Origin of the sequence: Filifactor villosus (assembly GCF_042652965.1) — a bacterium.
Lineage (GTDB): Bacteria > Bacillota > Clostridia > Peptostreptococcales > Filifactoraceae > Filifactor > Filifactor villosus.
This window is the reverse complement of the sequence record NZ_JBHSHL010000011.1, coordinates 228-21,502: the sequence shown is the minus strand read 5'-3', so window position 1 is coordinate 21,502 and position 21,275 is coordinate 228. Positions and strand designations below refer to the sequence as shown.

Genomic DNA, 21,275 nt, shown 5'->3' with positions numbered 1-21,275 from the left:
ATAGAATTAAATTCTAGTTTTTAGGCGCAAAATTGTTTGAAAGACCATCACTCCGAAAGGAGACGGAAACAAGTAACGTATGGGAGGATTAGTATGAAAACAAAAGTAGGTTTGAAAGACCATCACTCCGAAAGGAGACGGAAACGAGTTAAGCCGATACATCCTCAGACCGTCGGACGCTACTGTTTGAAAGACCATCACTCCGAAAGGAGACGGAAACCTCCGTCTGCTTCGAATAGTGCCATTTCTATTCCCTCGTTTGAAAGACCATCACTCCGAAAGGAGACGGAAACTTGTTGAACGCTTTCACGTTCAACGATTAAGTCAAGTATGTTTGAAAGACCATCACTCCGGCGGAGACCGAAACATTCGTCGTTGAAGACGTACAGAAGACCGTTGTAGTCATGTTTGATACTATTTTTCAATAGAAGTGTGGATATATCTATTTTTCGATGACGAAAAACTATGTTGTCTTCTATGGGTCACAGATTGTTTATATCCACTATTCAAAAGAATAGTAGTATGAAAGGCCATCACTCCGGCGGAGACGGAAACTCAAATAATTAAGCAAAAGAACTTTCATAAAAATACGTTTGAAAGACCATTACTCCGGCGGAGACCGAAACTTTTAGTCCGGCTCTTAGTGCATTTCTGAGTGCTGGATGGATGCGGGGAAAGAAGATAGAGAGATACAAGATATTTTGTTGCTATATCAAGTCTTGTCGAAATAAGCGTGATATGTTACCATGACAGTAACTATTTTGGAGATAGAAATACACAAAGTAAGTGTATGCTAAATCCCATAGGAATTGAAAGACCATCACTCCGGCGGAGACCGAAACATAGTCAATCCACTCTTCTGCATTTTTTGTTAGGAATAGTTTGAAAGACCATTACTTCGGCGGAGACCGAAACCTTTAGTCCGGCTCTTAGTGCATTTCTGATTGCTGGATGGATGCGGGGAAAGAAGATAGAGAAACACAAGATATTTTGTTGCTATATCAAGTCTTGTCGAAATAAGCGTGATATGTTACCATGACAGTAACTATTTTGGAGATGGAAATACACAAAGCAAACGTATGCTAAATCCCATAGGAATTGAAAGACCATCACTCCGGCGGAGACCGAAACCTTTAGTCCGGCTCTTAGTGCATTTCTGAGTGCTGGATGGATGAGGGGAAAGAAGATAGAGAGATACAAGATATTTTGTTGCTATATCAAGTCTTGTCGAAATAAGCATGATATGTTACCATGACAGTAACTATTTTGGAGGTGGAAATACACAAAGCAAGCGTATGCTAAATCCCATAGGAATTGAAAGACCATCACTCCGGCGGAGACCGAAACCTATTAAATCAAGGATTTCTTTTAACAAGCTTTCGGAAAGTTTGAAAGAGCATCACTCCGGCGGAGACCGAAACCGATGTGCAGCCTGTACTCAAACATTCGTATGCAATCGTGTTTGAAAGACCATCACTCCGGCGGAGACCGAAACTTAAAACTGAATGGGTTTGACGATTTATCAAACGCTGTGTTTGAAAGACCATTACTCCGGCGGAGACCGAAACTTTGAATTACGGAAAACCGTAGAACAAAAAGAAAGGATGCTTGAAAGACCATCACTCCGGCGGAGACGGAAACTTTAAGGTTCCACGCCATTGGTGCATACATTGACACCTTGTTTGAAAGACCATCATTCCGGCGGAGACCGAAACATTTTGACACAGGTAGTGATAATGTGCTATCGAAAAGTTTGAAAGACCATCACTCCGGCGGAGACGGAAACTTTTCTACTATGTCATAGTATAATAAGAGTATAGAAAGGAGTTTGAAAGACCATCACTCCGGCGGAGACGGAAACTTGATCATGACCCGAAGAGGGTCGTTATTTCCGTTCAGTCGGTTTGAAAGACCATCACTCCGAAAGGAGACGGAAATCTGAAGCCTCTGCGATCTCTCTGATCTGTTCCTTTTCTCGTTTGAAAGACCATCACTCCGAAAGGAGACGGAAATCTGAAGCCTCTGCGATCTCTCTGATCTGTTCCTTTTCTCGTTTGAAAGACCATCACTCCGAAAGGAGACGGAAATACACAAAACATAGTAGAGAAAAGGAGAAAAGAAATGAGGGTTTGAAAGACCATCACTCCGAAAGGAGACGGAAACTTTATCCGCGAAGGGATAAAGAGAAACGGAGTCATCAAGTTTGAAAGGCCATCACTCCGGCGGAGACCGAAACATTCGTCGTTGAAGACGTACAGAAGACCGTTGTAGTCATGTTTGAAAGGCCATCACTCCGGCGGAGACCGAAACATGATGTGTGCTCCGAGTAAGCCTTGATCCAAACCTCATAGTTTGAAAGGCCATTACTCCGGCGGAGACCGAAACTTAAAACTGAATGGGTTTGACGATTTATCAAACGCTGTGTTTGAAAGACCATCACTCCGGCGGAGACGGAAACTATCATATATTATGAACACACCAAATTTACAAGTTGAGTTTGAAAGACCATCACTCCGGCGGAGACGGAAACACTACATATTCATTTTTACACTTTGGCAATGCTTTGCCTATTTGAAAAATCATTACTTCGGCGGAAACTCTATTTCCATCAGACAACGAAGATGGTATAATATCCGTGACGGGATCAGGCGGGGCGAGCAGGGCGATATTTTTTATCTGTTTTGAATTTCCGGGTCAAGCGGAACTATAGTCGTAGGCTCCGTATGCATTTTATACTATTTTTCACTGGAAGTATGGATATATCTGTTTTTTAACCCGCGAAAAATGGGTTTATCTTCTATGGGTCACAGATCATCTATATCCATAACTCAAAGGAAGAGCAGTATTAGCGCTTATATCGTTTTTCGGAGGACATTTTTATCGGAGAACAGTATGAATACCGTCGGAAGAATATTGGAACAAAAAGGAGATCGAGCGATGCGGGCAATAAAGATAAGCAGAAAAGTGGATAAGTGGGAGTACCGAAAATTTTTGTACCTTATCCTGTTTCATAGGAAGGTAGGGGTCTTAGTTTATATCTTCCTGTTATCTTTGCTGGGAGGTTTCTTTATCAGCCGTACGGCGAGCGGTTTGGATCCTGTAAGAATGATCGTTACCACTCTTATACTGCACCTTGTAGTAGTAGTTGCCCTTGTTTTGAGATATGAAAAACGAAATATCAAGTTCAGCGGTCTCAACAAGGTAGATTTCTACAGTATCATTCATAACCTTACCTTTGAAGAAGATAAGGCTGTTGTCTCTTTGAAGGATCGAAAGGAACATGGAAGTTTCACCTATCGGGATCTGGTTTTGGTCATGGAGGCCAAGACCATGCTGATCGTGTTTTTTGATAAGAATTTCGGTACCTATATCTCCAAGAAGGAAACTCCTAAGGAAGAGTATAAAGAGCTTCAAGGATTTTTGAAGGAAAAGATGGGAGATCGCTATAAGAAGACCCGAAGTATTTTTTAGGAGAGACCCGAAGAAATATGAAGACAAACGAGGTACGTAATCATCTGTTTATTGTAAATACAAGATCGGGCAAGGGAGGATCGAAACAGTATCTTCCTCTGCTCCGGGAATTGAAGAAAAAAAGAAGAGATGTCTTTGTTGAGACAACCGAGACGATAGAGGAACTCAGGGAGGTCCTGTCCTCCTATGCGGGTATAAGCGTAGCGCGAATATACGCTGTTGGAGGGGATGGTACACTTTCCTGTTTGGTATCCGAACTGGTCCGTCGGGGGGATATGCGGATCGAGGTCGCCGCTCTTCCGGGAGGAACGGGCAATGACTATATTCGCAATCTTATGCCGAGATGGTTTTTTGAAGAATCTCCCGAAAAACAAATAGAAGCGGTTATGAAGGCTCGAGTAAAGAAGATTGATATCGGGAGGATCAACGAAGGTTATTTTGTCAATATTGCATCGGTGGGTTTGGATGCCGATGTGATCGAAAAGTCGCTCGCTTTTAAGAATAGTAAGGTCCTGCCCCCTAAGCTTGCCTATGCGTTCAGTGCGATCTATACGGTCCTTTTACGCAAACACAAGAAGTCGGCGACGGTTTATTTGGATGGACAGAAGCTGGAGGGAGATTATCTTCTGGTTGCGATAGGAAACGGAAAGTTTTATGGCGGAGGGATCAAGGTGCTTCCCGAGGCTGAACTGTCGAACGGATTTTACAGCATTGTTAAGGTCAAGGAGATGTCAAATTGGAGTATCCTTCGACTTGCAAAACCCTTTGTTGAGGGAAGGCATAAAGAGATCAAGGAGATAGAAACTCTTGCCGGAAGACATCTGCGTTTTGTGGCGGATACGAAATTTTGTGTCCAATATGACGGAGAACTTCTTATCTCCAAGGAGGTCGAGATGGAGCTTCTTCCTTCGGCGATTAAAGTCGCTGTTTTGTGAGAAGATCAAGGAGAGGAGTTCTACACTCAAAGCTGATCTGTTGGAGTGTCTGCTCTTTAAGTATGTGATATTCTTTCGATGTTGATAGGGTGCAGATCATCGGTATAAACGATTCAAACGGATGACAGACCGACACCGTACAAAAGAAGTTTCTTTGCTGTTGTTTTGTATAGTGAGGAGATCTTGTGAAAGCAACGATTCTTAGAATGTTACTTTTTGCGTGAAATCGCCTTCGCCTTGTTTTCTCGAATGTATATTACCTCGATAGTGTTAAAGCGGGATGCTTTGTTGTGCCCGATGACCGAAAAGTCGCATCGCCCCGAAGTGTTGCAAAAGTAGAGAAGCTTCTTTGCAATAGAGATGAGTTCATTTTCTTTGATGAAAGATTGGAGCAACACTGCATAATTTCGAACAAGTAACGTAAATTAAATTTTTTAAGGGATCGTATCTTCTAAAGTGTTTGTTTGACGAGAACTCTACTTTGCGAAACGATGAGAAGAGGATCCTATATTTTTGGGAGCGTTTCTTTAGGATTCTTTGAAGTAGGGATGATTTTTTCACTTTACACTCTTCTCCAATAGAAGTAGGGAGATATCTGTTTTTTGACCACGAAAAACTATTTTGTCTTCTATGGGTCACAGAACGTTGATATCCACTACTCGAAGGAATAGCAGTATTGCACAAATGTGTGATATAGAGAAGCATTATTCACAAAAAAGTGTTTTTGTGGTATAATCTAATGTTAGAATACGAAGAAGTTTCTCGATTTTGTTATTCGATCGAATTGTTGTGAATACAGGACGGATGACTGTTGAAAACAGCTTGAATAACCGTAAGGTATAAGCTGCATTAGGAACTCTTTTGGTTTATGACGAAGATAGGAAATAAAGATAAATATCAGTATATCAATACACCGGCAGTACTTTCTTCGAGAAGATCGAAAAGAAAGATCAGGGCTGTATGGTATAGAAGTTTAGAGGATATCCGGTGAGGCGGGGGTAGAGTACCCTTTGGTCTGTCCGGATAAGGGAGAGAATATATGAAAAAAACAGTGGGAGGACAGGCTCTGATAGAAGGGGTCATGATGAGATGCGGTGATATCAAAGCGATCGCGGTTCGTAAACCCGATGGCGATATCATCGTAAAAAAGACGAAACCCAAGGGTTTTTTGCAGGACAGTAAGGTACGAAAACTTCCTTTTTTGCGAGGATTGTTCGTATTGATTGATTCCATGGTCGAGGGAAGCAAGGATCTGAGCTATTCCGCAAACTTTTACATGGAGGATGAGGAAGAAGAGACGAAGCTTGATCGATTGATGAGAAAGATGTTCGGAAAACATGCTGAAAAAGTGCTCAATGTGTTTATGACGGTGGTCTCCTTTGCGTTGGCAATCGGCCTTTTCGTTGTGTTGCCGACCCTCTTGGCCAAAAACTCCGCCGAAAAAACTTTCCTGGTCTCTTTGAAGGAAGGTGTGATAAAGATTTCGATTTTTGTCATCTATCTTTTCGCGATGTCGCAGCTAAACGACATTCGCAGGGTATTTCAGTATCATGGTGCAGAACATAAGAGCGTCTATTGTTATGAACAGGGCAAGGAGCTGACAGTCGAAAATGTCAAGTCGATGAGTAGACTTCATCCCAGATGCGGAACGAACTTCATCTTTTTGGTATTGATCGTCTCCGTATTGATTTTTTCTTTTGTCAACGTGAGGACTCTGTGGGCAAGAAGTTTTGTCAAGCTGTTGATGTTTCCTCTTGTTTCGGGGATCTCTTATGAGTTGATACGCCTGGCGGGACAGAAGGAAAATAAGTTTACTTCTCTGATGGTATATCCGGGAATGCTCCTTCAAAAAATCACGACAAAGGAACCGGATGAAAGTCAGATTGAGGTAGGGATTGCGTCGATCAAGGCGGCGTTGGGTTTGGACGGTACGGAGAAAAAAGAATATCTCCTGAGCGAATTGCAGTCGGAGGAAGTAAGAACAAGCGGTGTGGGAAGTTGACCGTAAAAGAACTCCTGAAATTCGCAGCGGAGGAACTGCAAGATCTGGATACTCCGATCCTGGATGCGAGGCTTCTCTTGATGTATGCAACGGATTTGGAGACGATCGAACTTCTTATCTCACCGGAGAGAGAGGTTGGAGCCTCGCAGATCGAGGTTTTTTTGAATCTGGTGGAACGGCGCAAAGATCGTTGTCCCCTTGCCTATCTGATCGGAGAGAAGGAGTTTTATGGAAGGAGCTTCTCGGTAGGACCGGGAGTCCTTATCCCCAGAGCGGACACCGAGATTTTGGTAGAAGAGGTACTTCGTCGTCTAAAGGTCGATGAGAATCTCTGCGGGATCGAAGTGGGAGCGGGAAGCGGAGCTGTGAGCATCAGTCTGCTCTGTGAGAGAGAGAGGCTCAGGATGACCGCTACCGATATTGAGCAAGTTCCTGTTCGGGTGAGTATGGAGAACGCAAAGAGATATGGAGTTACAGACAGGTTTAAGATCAAACATTCTTCTCTCTTTGACGAGGTAGAGAAGGGAGAGTACGATTTTATTGTATCCAATCCTCCTTATATTGACGAAGCGGAGATGGAGGACTTGATGGAAGATGTAGTTAGGTATGAGCCTCACAGTGCCTTGTTCGGAGGGCCTGACGGTCTGGACTTCTACAGAGAGATCGTGGATAGAGGGAGAAGTTATTTGAAGGAAGGCGGTTTTTTTGCCTTTGAGATCGGATATACTCAGGCCGATCAGGTCGGCGAAATCTGTAGGAAACGAGGCTATCTGCAGATCGAGGTTATCAACGATCTGGCAGGAAAAAACCGTGTTGTTATTGCAAGCAAAACCGCATGGAACAGCAAAGAAACACGAAATAAAAAATCGGAGGAATAGACTATGTTTGAAAATTTGGAAGCCTTAGAGCAGAAATATAATGAACTCAATAACATTGTAGCGCAGCCCGAGGCAATGAACGATATGGATAGGTGGAGGGGATATATGAAGGAGATCTCCGACACCGAGCCGATCATTCAGAAATATCGGGAGTACAAGCAGACAAGGGATGATATCGAGGGTTCGCGTCAGATCTTGGAGGAAGAGAAGGATGAAGAGCTCAGAGAATTGGCGAAGATGGAACTCTCCGAGAAGGAAGAGTTGATGGAGACGATCCAAAAGGAGTTGAAACTCCTTTTGATCCCCAAGGACCCCAACGATGAGAAGAACGTTATCGTCGAGATTCGAGGCGGTGCAGGAGGAGACGAAGCGGCCCTTTTTGCGGGGGTGCTCTTCCGGATGTACTCGATGTATGCATCTGCGAGAAACTGGAAGGTGGAACTTATGTCTTCCAATGAAACCGGTATCGGAGGCTACAAAGAAGTGGTCTTTATGATAACGGGAAGAGGAGCTTATTCCAGACTTAAGTATGAATCGGGAGTACACCGCGTTCAACGTGTTCCCGAGACCGAGTCAAGTGGAAGAATCCATACCTCCACCGCTACGGTTGCCGTATTGCCGGAGGTCGATGACGTGGAAGTGGAATTGGATCTCAACGATGTTCGCGTCGATGTGTTCCGTTCTTCAGGCAACGGCGGGCAGTCCGTAAATACGACCGACTCTGCCGTTCGTTTGACACACAAGCCGACGGGGATCGTTATTTCGATGCAGGACGAGAAGTCGCAGCTGAAGAACAAGGAGAAGGCGTTTAAGATCTTGAAGGCGAAGCTCTATGATATGGAGCTTGAAAAGGCTCAGAAAGAATTGGCACAGGAGCGTAAAAGTCAGGTGGGCTCGGGAGATCGTTCCGAGAGGATAAGGACCTACAACTACCCGCAGGGAAGGGTGACCGATCACAGGATCTCCTTGACCTTGTATAAACTGGAGAACTTCCTTAACGGAGATATAGACGAGATTTTGGATGCTCTTATCACGACGGATCAAGCGGAAAAATTACAGGCACTATAATCGACAGGGGCATATCGCTCCTGTTTTTTTAGAAGCAAAAGAAGAGGGGATGCTATGAGAGCAGAGTTGATAAGGATAGAAGATCCTTTGAAAGAAAAAGAGAAGATGGAGCTTGCCTCCCGTATTATCCGCTGTGGAGGAACTGTAATCTTTCCGACGGAGACCGTTTACGGTCTTGGCGCCAACGGCCTTGATCCCGAGGCGGCTTACAATATCTACCAAGCGAAGGGGAGGCCGTCAGACAATCCTCTCATCCTTCATATCGCCGATATGGAGATGCTCGGTTTGGTTGCTCGAAACCTCGGAGAGAAGGCTTTGAAACTCGCTGAAGTGTTTTGGCCGGGTCCCCTGACCATGGTGTTTGATAAGCAGGACATTGTTCCCGCGGAAACGACGGGAGGTCTTTCTACAGTCGCGGTAAGGATGCCCGGCAACGAGGTCGCCCGGGAACTTATTCGCCTGTCCGATACGCCGATCGCAGCTCCGTCTGCAAACATTTCAGGCAGGCCGTCGATCACCATGTGGGAAGATGCGGTGGAAGAGATGGGTGAGAGGGTCGATGCAATCCTCCTCTCCGAACCGAGCGAGGTGGGCTTGGAGTCGACCATTGTCGATATGACGGAGGATATCCCCGTCATCCTCCGACCGGGAAAGATCGGCTTAAGCGAACTCGAAGCCGTTGTGGGCCCTGTCCGTGTGGACAAGGCTGTTTTGGGGCAGGGAGATGCTCCAAAGGCTCCGGGGATGAAGTATACCCATTATTCTCCAAACGCGAGTGTGTACGTCATCAAGGGGGAAGGTATGGTCGAAAGAATCCTTGAAGAATATCAAAAATACAGAGAGGAAGATCCGGTCATCTTCGCTATGGAAAAACACAGGCAGCATTACGAGGGCTTGAAGCTTTACTCTCTTGGAGCAACATCCTTGGAGGCGGCAAAGGTCCTGTTCTCTTACCTTAGAAAGGCGGATAGGGAAGGGCACGGGATCGTGCTGATGGAGAATGTCGGAGAAGACGAGGTGGGCTTAGCGGTGATGAACCGTGCAGAAAAGGCGGCAGGTGGCAAGCTTATTTATGCGAACTCAAAAGGGAAGATGCACAAAAGGAATGGGGTGAATCGGATATAAACTCGAAGCAATGCTATATAATTAAGAAAAATACGTTAAATCCGGTTTCGTACAAAAAACAAAGAGTTGAGAAACCTTGATTTTATAAGATCTCTATCCTCTGTAAAACAACAGTAAAAGTACGATATCCCTTTGAGCAGTGTTTTCCTAAAATGTAGGGAAAACAGGAAGAAAATAGCACATCATTTGAAAAAACGGTGTAAAGAAGAACTTTTGCGTGTCTTTGTCGCAGGCTTGGATAATCTCAAGTTTGTCAAACGGGACGTTGAGAGAAAAGTAAAGTTTGGAGGAAGTTATGAAAATAGCGTTTGTATGTACGGGCAATACCTGTCGAAGTCCGATAGCGGAGTATTATTTAAAAAAGCTGATCGAGGAGAGGGGGATGGAAGGGATCCGAGTCACCTCTTTCGGACTGGGAGGATTTGCCGGTTACGAGGCGAGTTTAAACAGCGTAAAATCTATGGAAGAGCTGGATATCGATATCTCCGATCACAGAAGCAGGACGGCAAATCCCGAGACCTTGGATCAAGATCTTTTTCTTACCATGGCATCCGATCATAGGGATGTGCTTCGCAGCCATCTTCGTGAAGCACTCGTTTTTACCTTGAAAGAGTTTGAAAACCTTGATGAAGAAGAATTGCAGAGAATTGTCGAACGAAAGAAGAGTGGGCAAACTCCCGGTGTTTCGTCGGAATCATCTTACGGTGACTTCGATATTGCGGATCCCTATGGAGGAAGTTTGGAAGAATATATGTCTACCAGAGATGAGATCTTATCTGCAATCGATGCTTCTTTGAACAAGATCCTCAGGTTGAAAAGCTTGTTCAGCTAGTGTAATGACATATTGCTGTTTAGCTTTATTTCTTATCTCGGTTATAAACCGAAAGAATTTATATCAAAGTCGGAATTACCGTGAATTTCAACGTGTTGTTACACCGGTTTGCCATAACTCGGATTTTGTAGAACAGGAAGCTTCGTTGTCCGTTTTTTGATCGGAAATGTTTTTCAGAAGTTTTGCAAGGAGATAAAGAGTGTATTTTTTCAGGTCATTTCAGACTTCTGCTCAGAACACAAAAAAGTTGACAAATCAGACGAAATAGGTTGTAATCATCAACCTATACCGTTACAATAGAAGTAGTTATTTGATATAACACACGGTTTCTATAAGGAGGAAGGACAATGAAGATAGGTTTGGGAGCAGACCATGGCGGTTTCCGTTTAAAGGAAGACGTCAAAAAACATTTGTTGAAACTAGGACATCAGGTAGTGGACTACGGAACCGATTCTACCGACTCCGTCGATTATCCGGATTATTCGGAAAAAGTGGCGAAGGCGGTATTAGCTGAAGAAGTTGAGAGGGGAATCCTCGTCTGCGGAACGGGCATAGGCATTGCTATCGCTGCAAACAAAGTTCAAGGAATCCGATGTGCGACCGTATCCGACGTATTTTCTGCAAAGATGTGTCGACAGCATAACAACTGCCAGATCATGGCATTGGGAGAGAGGACGGTAGGACCCGGCTTGGCGCTTGAGCTGGTCGATGCGTTCTTGGCTGCGGAGTTTGAAGGGGAGCGTCACGAGAGACGTGTGTCCAAGATCATGCAGCTTGAAAAATGAGCTTTAAACTTGTATCAAGGATGGGGAAGTGCTTTTGTCGAGAAGGTATAATCCGGGTAATATATACTTAAATCAATTAGGTAAGGAGAGATTGATATGTCAATGGAAAAGGGAAAAGTGGTAGTAGTGGATCATCCCATGGTTCAGCATAAGCTGACGATTTTAAGGGATCGAACAACGGGCTCCAAAGAGTTCAGAGAGCTTGTAAAAGAGATAGGTATGCTCATGGTGTATGAGACGACGAGAGATCTTCCGATGCAGGAGATCGAAATTAACACTCCTATCTGCAAGACGAAATCCAAGGTTCTCGCAGGGAAAAAACTTGGGATTGTTCCGATTTTGAGAGCGGGTTTGGGAATGGTCGAAGGGATCCTTCAATTGATTCCTGCAGCAAAAGTGGGCCATGTGGGTCTGTATCGTGATCCGGAGACCTTAAAGCCTGTCGAGTATTATTGTAAGTTGCCTGCCGATATTGAAGAAAGAGAGTTCCTCCTGGTCGACCCCATGCTTGCAACCGGAGGTTCGGCAAGTGCCGCTCTCGAACTGTTGAAGCAAAAAGGAGCGAAGTCCATCAAACTCATCTGTATTGTAGGTTGCCCCGAAGGAATTGAAGAGGTACATAAGTATCATCCCGAAATAGATATCTACTTGGCCTCTGTGGATGAAAAATTAAATGATCACGGTTATATCGTGCCCGGACTTGGGGATGCGGGAGACAGAATCTTCGGAACGAAGTAAGAGTATATTCGAAAAAAGACAGAAAAAAGAACTTTGTGAAGGAAGAGTTTCATAGGGTTCTTTTTTATCCCTGTCTATACTGTTATCCGATAGAACGGTTGTCATATCGATTTTATGATAAAAAAAGTCGTTTTATTTATTTTGAAATACAACATTCTGCCACTTATAAATCAAGTAAATAATAGAATGAAATATGTATGTAACAGAGTACACTTCTGTACTGCCCGACATCCGAACAGATAGCAGTAAAGACGATCATGGAGCGGAAATCACGCCGTTTCAAGCCTTGTGCGAGCCTGTTTTCTTGGAATAAAAAGTCTTGCTAAGAATCTCAAAAGGAAAGAATAGGAGTTCGAACATCTTTATGTCCCTTTTAAAACAAGAGTTCTGAGCGGTCAAATACAGTTTCTTAAAAAGCATAAAACAATTTAACTTTTTGATTACATTTGCATTTCAAATCATCTTTTTTCTGAGGAGTATGATATAATATATGTACGGGCAAACGTTTTTCTGTTTTTGTATTATAGAGCGTTATTCCTTTGCCATATTTTAGGACTTGTCTTTCCGGCTTGAGAGGAAAGATGTAAAAGGGGAGGTAACAAAAATGAGAGTTGTAAAAAGATTTATATCTGTAATGATACTTTCAATGATGATCGTCAGCTTGGCAGGCATTGACACCTATGCGCATACAAATTGTATAAAGCTCAGGACGTTTAAGGAATACACTCACCAACAAGGGAATTATAAAATAAGTATTGATAAAAAGTCTCTTTCTAAAGATAGTTTGGGCAATCTAAGTTTACATTTGGGAAAGGCAAGTGATTTGCTCTTAAATGCCGAGAATGTATACGATGTTATTTGCAGCAGTGAAAAAATTTTTTACATGCAGATGACCGGCAGAGAGAACGGAACGATGACACCGTCCGCCCTGATGGCTTATGAATTAAAAACGAGAACAGCAAAAAAAATAAAGGACTTTGATACCTACGCACATCTGGAATACATTCAAGGGGATTCCGCATACCTGAGAGTGCCGGATAAAAATTCGGGAAAAGAATCCTTCCACCTTTTGGATATGAAGACCGGAAATCAAAAGGAAATTATCAAAAGCTCGGCAAATTCTGATTTAGTAGCAATTGAAGCGGACAGAAAAAATATATTCTATACAAGATTTCGTTTTGATTCCGCTACCGATGTTTTGGCAGTAACCGATCTAAACGGACAAAATGAGAAGGAGCTTGCCCGAGGGATTATTGCATTTAAGGTAACACCGAGCAAGATTTATTATCTGTCCAAGGATGAAAATGAGAAGAAGTTCTTATATGAAGTGGATAAGAATGGCCAAAACAAGAAGCTGATTTCCAATGCAAGCGATTCTTTGGTAGGATTTTTTGAAGAGGTAAGCACCGATAGGGAAGCATTCGTTTTAGAAAACTTCGACCCGTTGAGCGGGGACGGGGAGTTTGTATACTACAAGTTATATTATAAAACAGGAAAGATACAAAAGATTGCAAAGCCATCCGTTTATGTAAAGGCATTGAATTAACTTCTATTTAATCAGAGACTTGGAAATTGCGTTTGAACACCCGGCAATAATTACGGATATCGTTACAAATTTATACCCTAGAGAAAACCACACATTTGATGTGTGGTTTTCTCTATATACAAGACAAGAAATCAGCCCTGTTCCTCAACGGAACAAGGCTGATAGGAAATTTTTATCTTGCTTCAAACAAGATACTCAAGGATTCGTTGTTAAAGGTTTTTCGGATCGCTTTAGCGAAGAGAGGAGCAGATGAAATGACCTTGATTTTATCGATCTGTTTTTCAGAAGGCAGAGAAATCGTATCCAAGACAACGATCTCTTTGATGCTCGACTTTTCAAGTCGTTCGATGGCAGGGCCCGAAAAAACGGGATGGGTACAGGAAGCGTAGATGTCCTTTGCTCCCATTGCTGCGATTGCATCCGCTGCCGCAACCAAAGTTCCTGCGGTGTCGATCATATCGTCGATCAACAGAATGTTCTTGTCCTTGACATCTCCGATAATGTTCATTACTTCCGAAACATTGGCCTTGGGACGACGTTTATCTACGATCGCCATAGGAATATCAAGTTTCTCCGCGACAGTTCTCACACGGGTCACGCTTCCGTGATCCGGAGACACAACCACCAAATTTTCAATTCTCTTTTCCGCGAAATAATCCACAAGGATGGGACCGCCGAGCAAGTGATCCACAGGAATATCAAAGTAACCTTGGATCTGGTTCGCATGTAGGTCCATCGTAAGTACACGATCGGCTCCCGATGCCTCGATCAAGTCCGCTACCAGTTTGGCAGTGATTGGATCTCTTGACTTTGCCTTTCTGTCCTGTCTCGCATATCCGTAGTAGGGGATGACTGCCGTGATCCTTCCTGCGGAAGCTCTTTTTAGGGCATCGATCATAATGAGAAGTTCCATAAGATTGTCATTGACCGGGTCACAGGTGGACTGGATCACATAGGTATCTGCTCCCCGCACGCTTTCGTTGATATTGACCGAAATTTCACCGTCGCTGAACTTTGTCACATAGGCATCACCTATGGGCAAGCCCAACTCCATTGCAATCTTTCGAGCGAGAATCATATTGGAGTTTCCGCTAAAAATTTTAATTTCATTCCCACGAACATTCATGAATACATCCTCCTAAATTTACTTTATTTTTTCTTGATTAAGCCTTTTCGTTCTGTCCAACCTTCTTTGATATATTCTTTGTTTCTTGCTACCATGAGAGCTCCTTCGGGAACATCCTTGGTTACGGTCGAACCCGCCGCCACAAATCCGAGTTCTCCGACCCGGACGGGTGCCACTAAATTTGAATTGGAACCGATGAAGGAACAATCGCCGACAACACTTCTATGCTTGTTGGTTCCGTCATAGTTTACAAAGACTACTCCACAGCCGATATTGACATGTTTTCCTACATCCGCATCGCCGATGTAGGATAGATGAGAAGCCTTGGAATAATCACCGAAATTCGCATTCTTGACCTCAACGAAGTCTCCGATCTTACAATGTTGGCCAATCTTGGACTTGGGTCTGAGGTAGGCATAAGGGCCGACAGTGGTATGGGATCCGACCTCTGCTTGCAACAAGGTGGAACTCCTAATTTCCACTTTGTCACTGATCAAACAATCCTCTATTGTCGTATTCTCTCTAATGATACAACTTTCACCGATCACCGTCTTGCCTTTGATTCGCGTATTGGGGTAGATAACGGTATCGCTTCCGATTACGACTTCCGGATCGATATAGGTATTGTTTTCATCAATAATCGTAACCCCCTGCATCATCAGTTCGCGATTGATTCTCTTCTTCATTATATCGGCAGCTTCAGCCAATTGGACTCGGTTGTTGATCCCTAAGATCTCCTCGGAATCCGCAGTACAGATCCTCACCCTACCGTCCTTAGCCACCTGTTCAAACACATCCGTCAAATAATATTCTTTTTGAGAGTTTTCCGCCTTCAGGTTTGAAAGTTCCCTCTTAAGAAGTTTCGCACTTATCATATAGGTCCCTGCGTTAATCTCATCGATCTTCTTCTGCTCGATCGTGGCATCTTTTTCCTCCACAATCTTGATGAAATCTTCCCCGTTCCTTATGATCCTTCCATAACCGAAGCTATCGCTTACCTTGGCGGACAAAACGACCGCATCGCTGCTCTGTTTAAGCTCTTCCATCGCCTTCAGCGTTTGGGCGGTAAGAAGCGGAGTATCTCCGCAAACAATAAGTACATCGTCATCGTCAGCGATCAGGTCAATCCCCATCATGACCGCATGACCGGTTCCAAGCTGTTCCTTTTGTTCCGCAATCTGTGCTCGGCCTTCCAAGTGCTTGGCAACCATCTCTCCCTGATGCCCTACAATCACGATCGGTCTTTCGTTTGACAACTCAAGACATCGATCCAATACATAGTCAAGCATCGGTTTATCCAGGATCTCGTGCAGGACTTTGGGAAGTTTGGACTTCATACGAGTCCCCTTGCCTGCCGCCAGGACAATACTCTTTAAACTCATGGCAACCCCTCTTTTTATATTATTTTAAACATACAAGTCCACGAGAGATCCTTTAGAATCTCTCGTTAGGACTTTATTTCCTTCTTAATCTCATTCACAGTTCTTCAAAAAAAGCATCTTCCCGAAGGATCGTCCGCTCGTGCAAGTGGCCTTGTTGTAGAAACAGTATCCAAAAATACAAAACAATTCTTCCTTTGCTTCATAAAAGATCGACATCTTGTGAAACGAATATGTTCCGGAATGTATTTATTCAACAGACCATTAGCGTGGTCTGTTGTTTTGAAGTATTTGATACTGTGAACTCTTTACAAAATGTCACTTTATTCGAGGAGATGTCCTTCAATATTTTGCGAGAATGCAGTCCTGTTTAGAGCAGTTCCTGCTTCTCAATAAACTCGTGAACCTTGATTCCCTTAGCCTTTAACTTCTTGACGAGCTGATCCAAATTCTCTCCCTTGAGGCGGATTGAAATCTCTGTGATCCCTATGATATCAGTATCATACTGTGTCACGTTCGTAATGTTCGCTCCGTGTTTTTGGATGACCTTGGTAATGTTGCTGAGAACCCCGACAAAGTCGTAACTGTGGATGATCAACCTCGCATCTTCCAATCCGTACACGCGAACCACGACTTGGAAAATCGCCTTCTGGGTCACGATGCCCACAAACTCCTCCAACTTATTTACAACGGGGATGAAACTCCAATTGTTCTTGGAGAACTTTTCAGCGGCTCTCTCGACATAGTCGAGCTCATGCAGGGGAAGAGCCTCACTGATGATCCAGTTCTCAAGACTGTCATTGAGAATCTCCTCCTTCTTCTGAGGGTCAGAAAAGATGGCATCGTAGACTTTGTTCTTGTAAAAAATTCCGATGTATTTCTTTCCCTGAACTACAGGCAGGGACAGAAAACCGTCTTCCAAGACCGCATCCAGGGCTTCTTTTACCTTGAGATTCGGACTCAATACCTTCAATTTCGACTCCGGTGTCATAATAGATCTGATTATCATACTCTTCCTCCTTAAATCTTTTTATCTAATTGAACAAACGTATCTTCATGATACGACTCTTGTCGACTTTCTCGATTACAAATCTTGAATTTTCATAAGGTACGATCTCGCCTGTCTTGGGGACCCTTCCGAGGATACCGAGGATCAAGCCTCCGATGGATTCAAAGTCTTCCGACTCAAAATGAGTTCCTATCATATCGTTGATATCCTCCAGCTTGACATAGCCGTTGACAATATACTCTCCCTCCTTGATACAGACGATGTCCTGATCGTCCTGAGGATCATACTCGTCGTTGATATCTCCGAGGATGCTCTCTATGATGTCCTCCATGGTCACAATGCCCGCGACCCCCTCATACTCGTCGAGAACGATCGCCAGATGGACACGCTCTCCCTGCATCCGTCTGAAAAAATCCGAAATCTTAATGAACTCATAGGTGTAGACGGGAGGCCTCATATAATCCTTGACACTGAAACGGTCTCTTTCCTCCACCGACATAAAAAACAGATCCTTTGCATAGAGGACTCCGATCACATTATCAATGGTATCTTCGTAGACGGGAATCCTCGAAAACCTCTTAGCTCCAAAGGCTTCGATCGTTTCTTCGTACGAAGCGTTACAGTCCACCGCCTCAATATCCATCCTCTGTACCATGATATCGCGAATACGCAGATCACTGTACTCGAAGATATTGTCTATAATCTCCTTCTCGTCGGATTCCAATACCCCTTCCTGGCTTGAAACTTCAACAATGGTTTTGAGTTCCTCTTCCGTGATAAGAGGTTTCTTCTCATTGACCTTTCCGCCGAACATTCCGATGATTGCATTGGTAATCAAAGTCAGAACCGCAACTACGGGACGAAATAAAAATACGATTTTCTGCATGAACGGAGTGATAAACAGGACGATCTCTTCTGTATAGTCCATCGCCAAATTCTTCGGTGTTACCTCTCCGAAGATCAAAACCAGGATCGTCATGACCAAGGTTGCGATTCCCACTCCCTTTCCCTTCCAAAGAGTGATGGACAGTGAAGTTGCAATTGCCGAAGCGGCAATATTGACAAGGTTGTTGCCCACCAGAATCGTCCCCAAAAGCTTGTTGGGTTCATCAAGCAACGCTTGAGTCTTTCTTGCATTTTTAACATTGGTTTCGGCAAGATGCCGCAGCCTGATTTTACTGATCGACATCAACGCCGTCTCCGACGAAGAAAAAAAAGCGGAGAACAGCAACAACACCACTAACAAAACGACCTGTATCCCTATTGAATGTTCCAATAAACTTCTCAACCTCACTTCTCTTCCTGACAAAGGTTCCGGAGAAACACCTATCTTACAGTCTCTTTCGTCTCGACCTTTGCTCCGGCTTAAATAACCTTTTTTTGCCCTGTATATGATTTCCCGATTGAAACATCAGGTAATACCGCTATCTATTAAAATTGACAAGTTGAACGCTTTGAAGGCTATCCTCTTCCAAGTTGTTTTTCGGCAATGATATATGTTTTATATCCGGCATTTCAAACGGAGAATAATATAAATAGAACATATAGCGACCCAAAACGTTTTGAACGATCAAAGAATTCAAACTGAACGACCGGACAATTGAAATGGAAGGCAGTATTAGGACAATACCACATAATCCCAAAAATCGGCAGGGTATTCATTTTATATCAACGATGAAATTGTTAAAAGCATTGACCCGAAAGAGTGTTGCATTTTGCAAACTTACAGGGAGATCCGTCTTTGTATGATTGTTCTTAGCGGATTCCAAATACGGCACGTCAGCCCCTGCAAGGACCTCACAGGATCAACAACAAAGGGGTAACATCGTTGTCATCATACTCAAGTATAACATATTTTTTATCCTTTGGGGCTGTAATTCTTTATTTTGTGAATTTATAAATTTTTCTTCCTGAACCATCCGTAATTGTAGAGTTTATAACATAAATCCGATGAAAATCACGATCCCTTACAGAGAGTTTTTTACAATAAAAAACCATCCTCCTCATCCTACTCTCTCTTGAAAAATATAAAATAATATGATAAATTCAAACAGATAGATTATTCTAAACTTAATAAAAGACAAAAATTTTTTGTCGGATTTTAATGAGGGTAGATGGATCGATTTATTATTTGCATAGCAAGAAGGAGAAACAATGAAAACACTGTTCGGTTATTTATACAAGGGTCAGAAATTAAGGTTTGTAAGTACCTTGTTTTTGGTGACAGCAAGCAGTTTATTTGAAGTCATGTTGGCTTATGTGATGATGCGTTGTGTGGACCTTGCATCGGAGGGATCTTTGCAAGAGGCGTCATCCTTTGCCTTATGGTTGGTGCTCTATTTGGCTACATATTTTATTTTGGATTATGTTGCAAATAAATTAAAGTGGAAGACTCTTCAGAATGCACAAACAAACCTTAGAGATGATATCGTACAAAAGTTATTGTCGATGCCCGTCAAGCTTTTTCATAAGAAGAATACAGGGAGTCGGATATCTATGCTTACAAGTCAGTGCGATATGATAGAGGAGTCTTATATGGAAATATGGTTTTCTGTTTTCTCGGAGCTTTTTACCTTTTTTGTAAGTGCTATCGTATTGTTGTATATTTCTCCATGGCTTGCAGTTTTTGTATTTGTAGTAGCTTTTGTTCAGCTGCTTATTCCCAAGATAATGGGACCCAAGATTGCTGAGAGAAAGTCTGAACAAATGCGAAATGCTGAACTTTTCACAGTAACAGCTACAGAACATTTGAACGGCTTTGATCTATTAAAAAGCTTTGATTTGACTTCACAATCCCTTCACTCAATAAGTGAGGCGAATCGTCAGTGGGAAACTTCAAAGTTCAAGTCCAGGATACTTTCATCGACAGCCAGGTTGTTGTCCTTTACCTTTGGGCAGATACTCTATGTCGGAATCTTCTTTTTTGGCGCTATGCTTACTATTTTAGGTGTTATGACTGTCAGTAAGATGATTGTAGCTTCACAGCTGGTGGTCTATATTGCAGCGCCTTTACAAACTTTGGGAGAGGATATCACGGAACTCAAGAGTGCTGTTCAACTTATCCGCACCCTACAAAAAGAATTACTCTACAGTGAAAAACAGGTAATGGAGTTTGAACAATTTCCGGCTACATTTAGGGAAATGGACTTTAAGGATGTTTCTTTTTCGTATGCAGATATCCCGATTTTTGATAAAATCAATGCGACTATCGTACGTGGAGAGAAGTATTTGTTGTGTGGTCCGTCGGGGAGCGGAAAGTCTACGTTTATAAAACTTCTTACGGGGATTGAAGATCCCGATAGAGGCAGGGTATGTATTGACGGTATTGATATCCGAAATCTCGACACGAGACAGCTTGCGAATTTCATTCTGCCTTGTACGCAGAGTACATTTATTTTCAATGCCTCTGTGCGTGACAATGTTACCTTGTTCAACAAGAGATTTTCTGACGAAGAGATCCTCGACGCCTTGCAAAAAATTGAGTTTACTTATGTATTGCAACGATATAAGGATGGACTGAACCATGTAATCACACAGGGCGGACAGAGTCTATCCGGAGGAGAACGGCAAAAAATCGCATTGGCACGCATGGAGTTGTTCAATCCGTCGATCGTGACTTTTGATGAAAGTTTTGCTAATCTGGATACCGAAACTGCACGTAGGCTAATGGAAGTTGCGGTGTCCAAAAAAGAGAGGACCGTGATTGTTGTTGCACATCAAATGCCGCAGAATATGGGGCACCTGTTTCACAAGCGGATTGTGATTGATGGTACAAGTGTAAATATCGAAGGGTAGTATATGGATGAGCGCTGTGTATCGTTGTAATCCTATTATCCGTTGCCCGGTGTACTGACATATTGATATTCGGCTTTATTTCTTATCTCGGTGATAAATCGGAAGAATTCATATCGAAGTCGGAATTACCATGAATTTCAACGTGTCACTACAGTAGTAACATATTGATATTTCGCCTTACTCAGAATCTTCGTTATAATGAAAAAGAATTCTTAAGGAAATACCGCACAAAAAGAGCTAATAGTTCCCTATAAGGAACAAAACTATGATAAAATAAAAGATATAAAACAGAATCAAACCCAGTAATTAGAAACCATACTGCATAATAGAGAACGAGGGAGAGCCATGAACAAACAACTAAATCTATCCATTCTTACAGACGAACTTCTAAGTGTCAAAACAAAGAAAAAAGAATTTCTCAAGCAAATCGATCAAATCATCCCTTGGGAAGAATGGATAGAACTCATTAAACCCTTCTATTACAAAGCAAAACGTGGAAACAAACCCTACGAAATAGAATTGATGCTACGACTCTATATCCTACAGAACCTGTATAACCTCTCGGACATGGCAACCGTTGCGGAAG

16 protein-coding genes are annotated in these 21,275 nt (G+C 43.0%); 12 read left to right on the top strand and 4 right to left on the bottom strand.

The features are described from left to right. Positions 1-2,937: 2,937 nt before the first annotated feature. The 10 genes from ACFO4R_RS03125 (at position 2,938) to ACFO4R_RS03080 (ending at position 13,380) form a co-directional block, all read left to right on the top strand. On the top strand, positions 2,938-3,471 hold the full coding sequence (locus ACFO4R_RS03125; protein WP_379787549.1) for a hypothetical protein: 534 nt from the start codon (positions 2,938-2,940) through the stop codon (positions 3,469-3,471). A gap of 17 nt (positions 3,472-3,488) precedes the next feature. Beyond that, complete coding sequence (locus tag ACFO4R_RS03120) at positions 3,489-4,406, top strand: diacylglycerol/lipid kinase family protein (RefSeq protein WP_379787548.1); 918 nt, start codon at positions 3,489-3,491, stop codon at positions 4,404-4,406. A 1,039-nt stretch (positions 4,407-5,445) separates the two neighbouring features. After that, a complete protein-coding gene (locus ACFO4R_RS03115; protein ID WP_379787547.1) occupies positions 5,446-6,408 on the top strand; it encodes a DUF1385 domain-containing protein in 963 nt (320 codons plus the stop codon). Further along, the gene (gene prmC, locus ACFO4R_RS03110) at positions 6,405-7,286 is read left to right on the top strand and encodes a peptide chain release factor N(5)-glutamine methyltransferase (protein WP_379787546.1); all 882 of its coding nucleotides are present in this window, start codon (positions 6,405-6,407) and stop codon (positions 7,284-7,286) included. The genes ACFO4R_RS03115 and prmC overlap by 4 nt, the downstream gene beginning before the upstream one ends. A gap of 3 nt (positions 7,287-7,289) precedes the next feature. Continuing rightward, the gene (gene prfA / locus ACFO4R_RS03105; RefSeq protein ID WP_379787545.1) at positions 7,290-8,354 is read left to right on the top strand and encodes a peptide chain release factor 1; all 1,065 of its coding nucleotides are present in this window, start codon (positions 7,290-7,292) and stop codon (positions 8,352-8,354) included. Positions 8,355-8,408: 54 nt separating this feature from the next. Next, positions 8,409-9,479: an L-threonylcarbamoyladenylate synthase gene (locus ACFO4R_RS03100; RefSeq protein WP_379787544.1), complete on the top strand. Its 1,071-nt coding sequence runs from the start codon at positions 8,409-8,411 to the stop codon at positions 9,477-9,479. Positions 9,480-9,774: 295 nt separating this feature from the next. Beyond that, on the top strand, positions 9,775-10,311 hold the full coding sequence (locus ACFO4R_RS03095; RefSeq protein WP_379787543.1) for an arsenate reductase/protein-tyrosine-phosphatase family protein: 537 nt from the start codon (positions 9,775-9,777) through the stop codon (positions 10,309-10,311). Between the two features lie 347 nt (positions 10,312-10,658). Then, complete coding sequence (gene rpiB, locus ACFO4R_RS03090; RefSeq protein ID WP_379787542.1) at positions 10,659-11,096, top strand: ribose 5-phosphate isomerase B; 438 nt, start codon at positions 10,659-10,661, stop codon at positions 11,094-11,096. A 102-nt stretch (positions 11,097-11,198) separates the two neighbouring features. After that, positions 11,199-11,834: a uracil phosphoribosyltransferase gene (gene upp / locus ACFO4R_RS03085; protein ID WP_379787551.1), complete on the top strand. Its 636-nt coding sequence runs from the start codon at positions 11,199-11,201 to the stop codon at positions 11,832-11,834. A 604-nt stretch (positions 11,835-12,438) separates the two neighbouring features. Further along, positions 12,439-13,380, top strand: coding sequence for a DUF5050 domain-containing protein (locus ACFO4R_RS03080; RefSeq protein WP_379787541.1), 942 nt, complete (start codon positions 12,439-12,441; stop codon positions 13,378-13,380). A 172-nt stretch (positions 13,381-13,552) separates the two neighbouring features. Here ACFO4R_RS03080 and ACFO4R_RS03075 read toward each other — a convergent pair whose 3' ends face one another. From ACFO4R_RS03075 to ACFO4R_RS03060, 4 genes are all read right to left on the bottom strand, one after another. Then, positions 13,553-14,506 carry a ribose-phosphate diphosphokinase gene (locus ACFO4R_RS03075; RefSeq protein WP_379787540.1) on the bottom strand — a complete coding sequence of 318 codons (954 nt, stop codon included), beginning with the start codon at positions 14,504-14,506 and terminating at the stop codon, positions 13,553-13,555. 23 nt (positions 14,507-14,529) lie between these two features. Then, positions 14,530-15,888, bottom strand: coding sequence for a bifunctional UDP-N-acetylglucosamine diphosphorylase/glucosamine-1-phosphate N-acetyltransferase GlmU (glmU, locus tag ACFO4R_RS03070; RefSeq protein ID WP_379787539.1), 1,359 nt, complete (start codon positions 15,886-15,888; stop codon positions 14,530-14,532). 367 nt (positions 15,889-16,255) lie between these two features. Then, entirely contained in the window at positions 16,256-16,894 is a 639-nt protein-coding gene (locus ACFO4R_RS03065; RefSeq protein ID WP_379787538.1) for a CBS domain-containing protein, read from the bottom strand. A gap of 25 nt (positions 16,895-16,919) precedes the next feature. After that, complete coding sequence (locus ACFO4R_RS03060; RefSeq protein WP_379787550.1) at positions 16,920-18,152, bottom strand: HlyC/CorC family transporter; 1,233 nt, start codon at positions 18,150-18,152, stop codon at positions 16,920-16,922. Positions 18,153-19,048: 896 nt separating this feature from the next. Between ACFO4R_RS03060 and ACFO4R_RS03055 the strand changes: the two genes are divergently transcribed. Continuing rightward, positions 19,049-20,689, top strand: a complete 1,641-nt coding sequence (locus tag ACFO4R_RS03055; RefSeq protein WP_379787536.1) for an ABC transporter ATP-binding protein — start codon at positions 19,049-19,051, stop codon at positions 20,687-20,689. Positions 20,690-21,034: 345 nt separating this feature from the next. Beyond that, positions 21,035-21,275 (top strand): transposase (locus ACFO4R_RS03050; protein WP_379787535.1); only part of this gene is annotated, 241 nt, incomplete at its 3' end.

What these genes read in the sequence shown, in the direction of transcription:
- ACFO4R_RS03125 (WP_379787549.1), top strand. Translation starts at nt 2,938, where the DNA reads ATGCGGGCAATAAAGATAAGCAGAAAAGTGGATAAGTGGGAGTACCGA.
- ACFO4R_RS03120 (WP_379787548.1), top strand. Translation starts at nt 3,489, where the DNA reads ATGAAGACAAACGAGGTACGTAATCATCTGTTTATTGTAAATACAAGA.
- ACFO4R_RS03115 (WP_379787547.1), top strand. Translation starts at nt 5,446, where the DNA reads ATGAAAAAAACAGTGGGAGGACAGGCTCTGATAGAAGGGGTCATGATG.
- prfA (WP_379787545.1), top strand. Translation starts at nt 7,290, where the DNA reads ATGTTTGAAAATTTGGAAGCCTTAGAGCAGAAATATAATGAACTCAAT.
- ACFO4R_RS03100 (WP_379787544.1), top strand. Translation starts at nt 8,409, where the DNA reads ATGAGAGCAGAGTTGATAAGGATAGAAGATCCTTTGAAAGAAAAAGAG.
- ACFO4R_RS03095 (WP_379787543.1), top strand. Translation starts at nt 9,775, where the DNA reads ATGAAAATAGCGTTTGTATGTACGGGCAATACCTGTCGAAGTCCGATA.
- rpiB (WP_379787542.1), top strand. Translation starts at nt 10,659, where the DNA reads ATGAAGATAGGTTTGGGAGCAGACCATGGCGGTTTCCGTTTAAAGGAA.
- upp (WP_379787551.1), top strand. Translation starts at nt 11,199, where the DNA reads ATGGAAAAGGGAAAAGTGGTAGTAGTGGATCATCCCATGGTTCAGCAT.
- ACFO4R_RS03080 (WP_379787541.1), top strand. Translation starts at nt 12,439, where the DNA reads ATGAGAGTTGTAAAAAGATTTATATCTGTAATGATACTTTCAATGATG.
- ACFO4R_RS03075 (WP_379787540.1), bottom strand. Translation starts at nt 14,506, where the DNA reads ATGAATGTTCGTGGGAATGAAATTAAAATTTTTAGCGGAAACTCCAAT.
- glmU (WP_379787539.1), bottom strand. Translation starts at nt 15,888, where the DNA reads ATGAGTTTAAAGAGTATTGTCCTGGCGGCAGGCAAGGGGACTCGTATG.
- ACFO4R_RS03065 (WP_379787538.1), bottom strand. Translation starts at nt 16,894, where the DNA reads ATGATAATCAGATCTATTATGACACCGGAGTCGAAATTGAAGGTATTG.
- ACFO4R_RS03055 (WP_379787536.1), top strand. Translation starts at nt 19,049, where the DNA reads ATGAAAACACTGTTCGGTTATTTATACAAGGGTCAGAAATTAAGGTTT.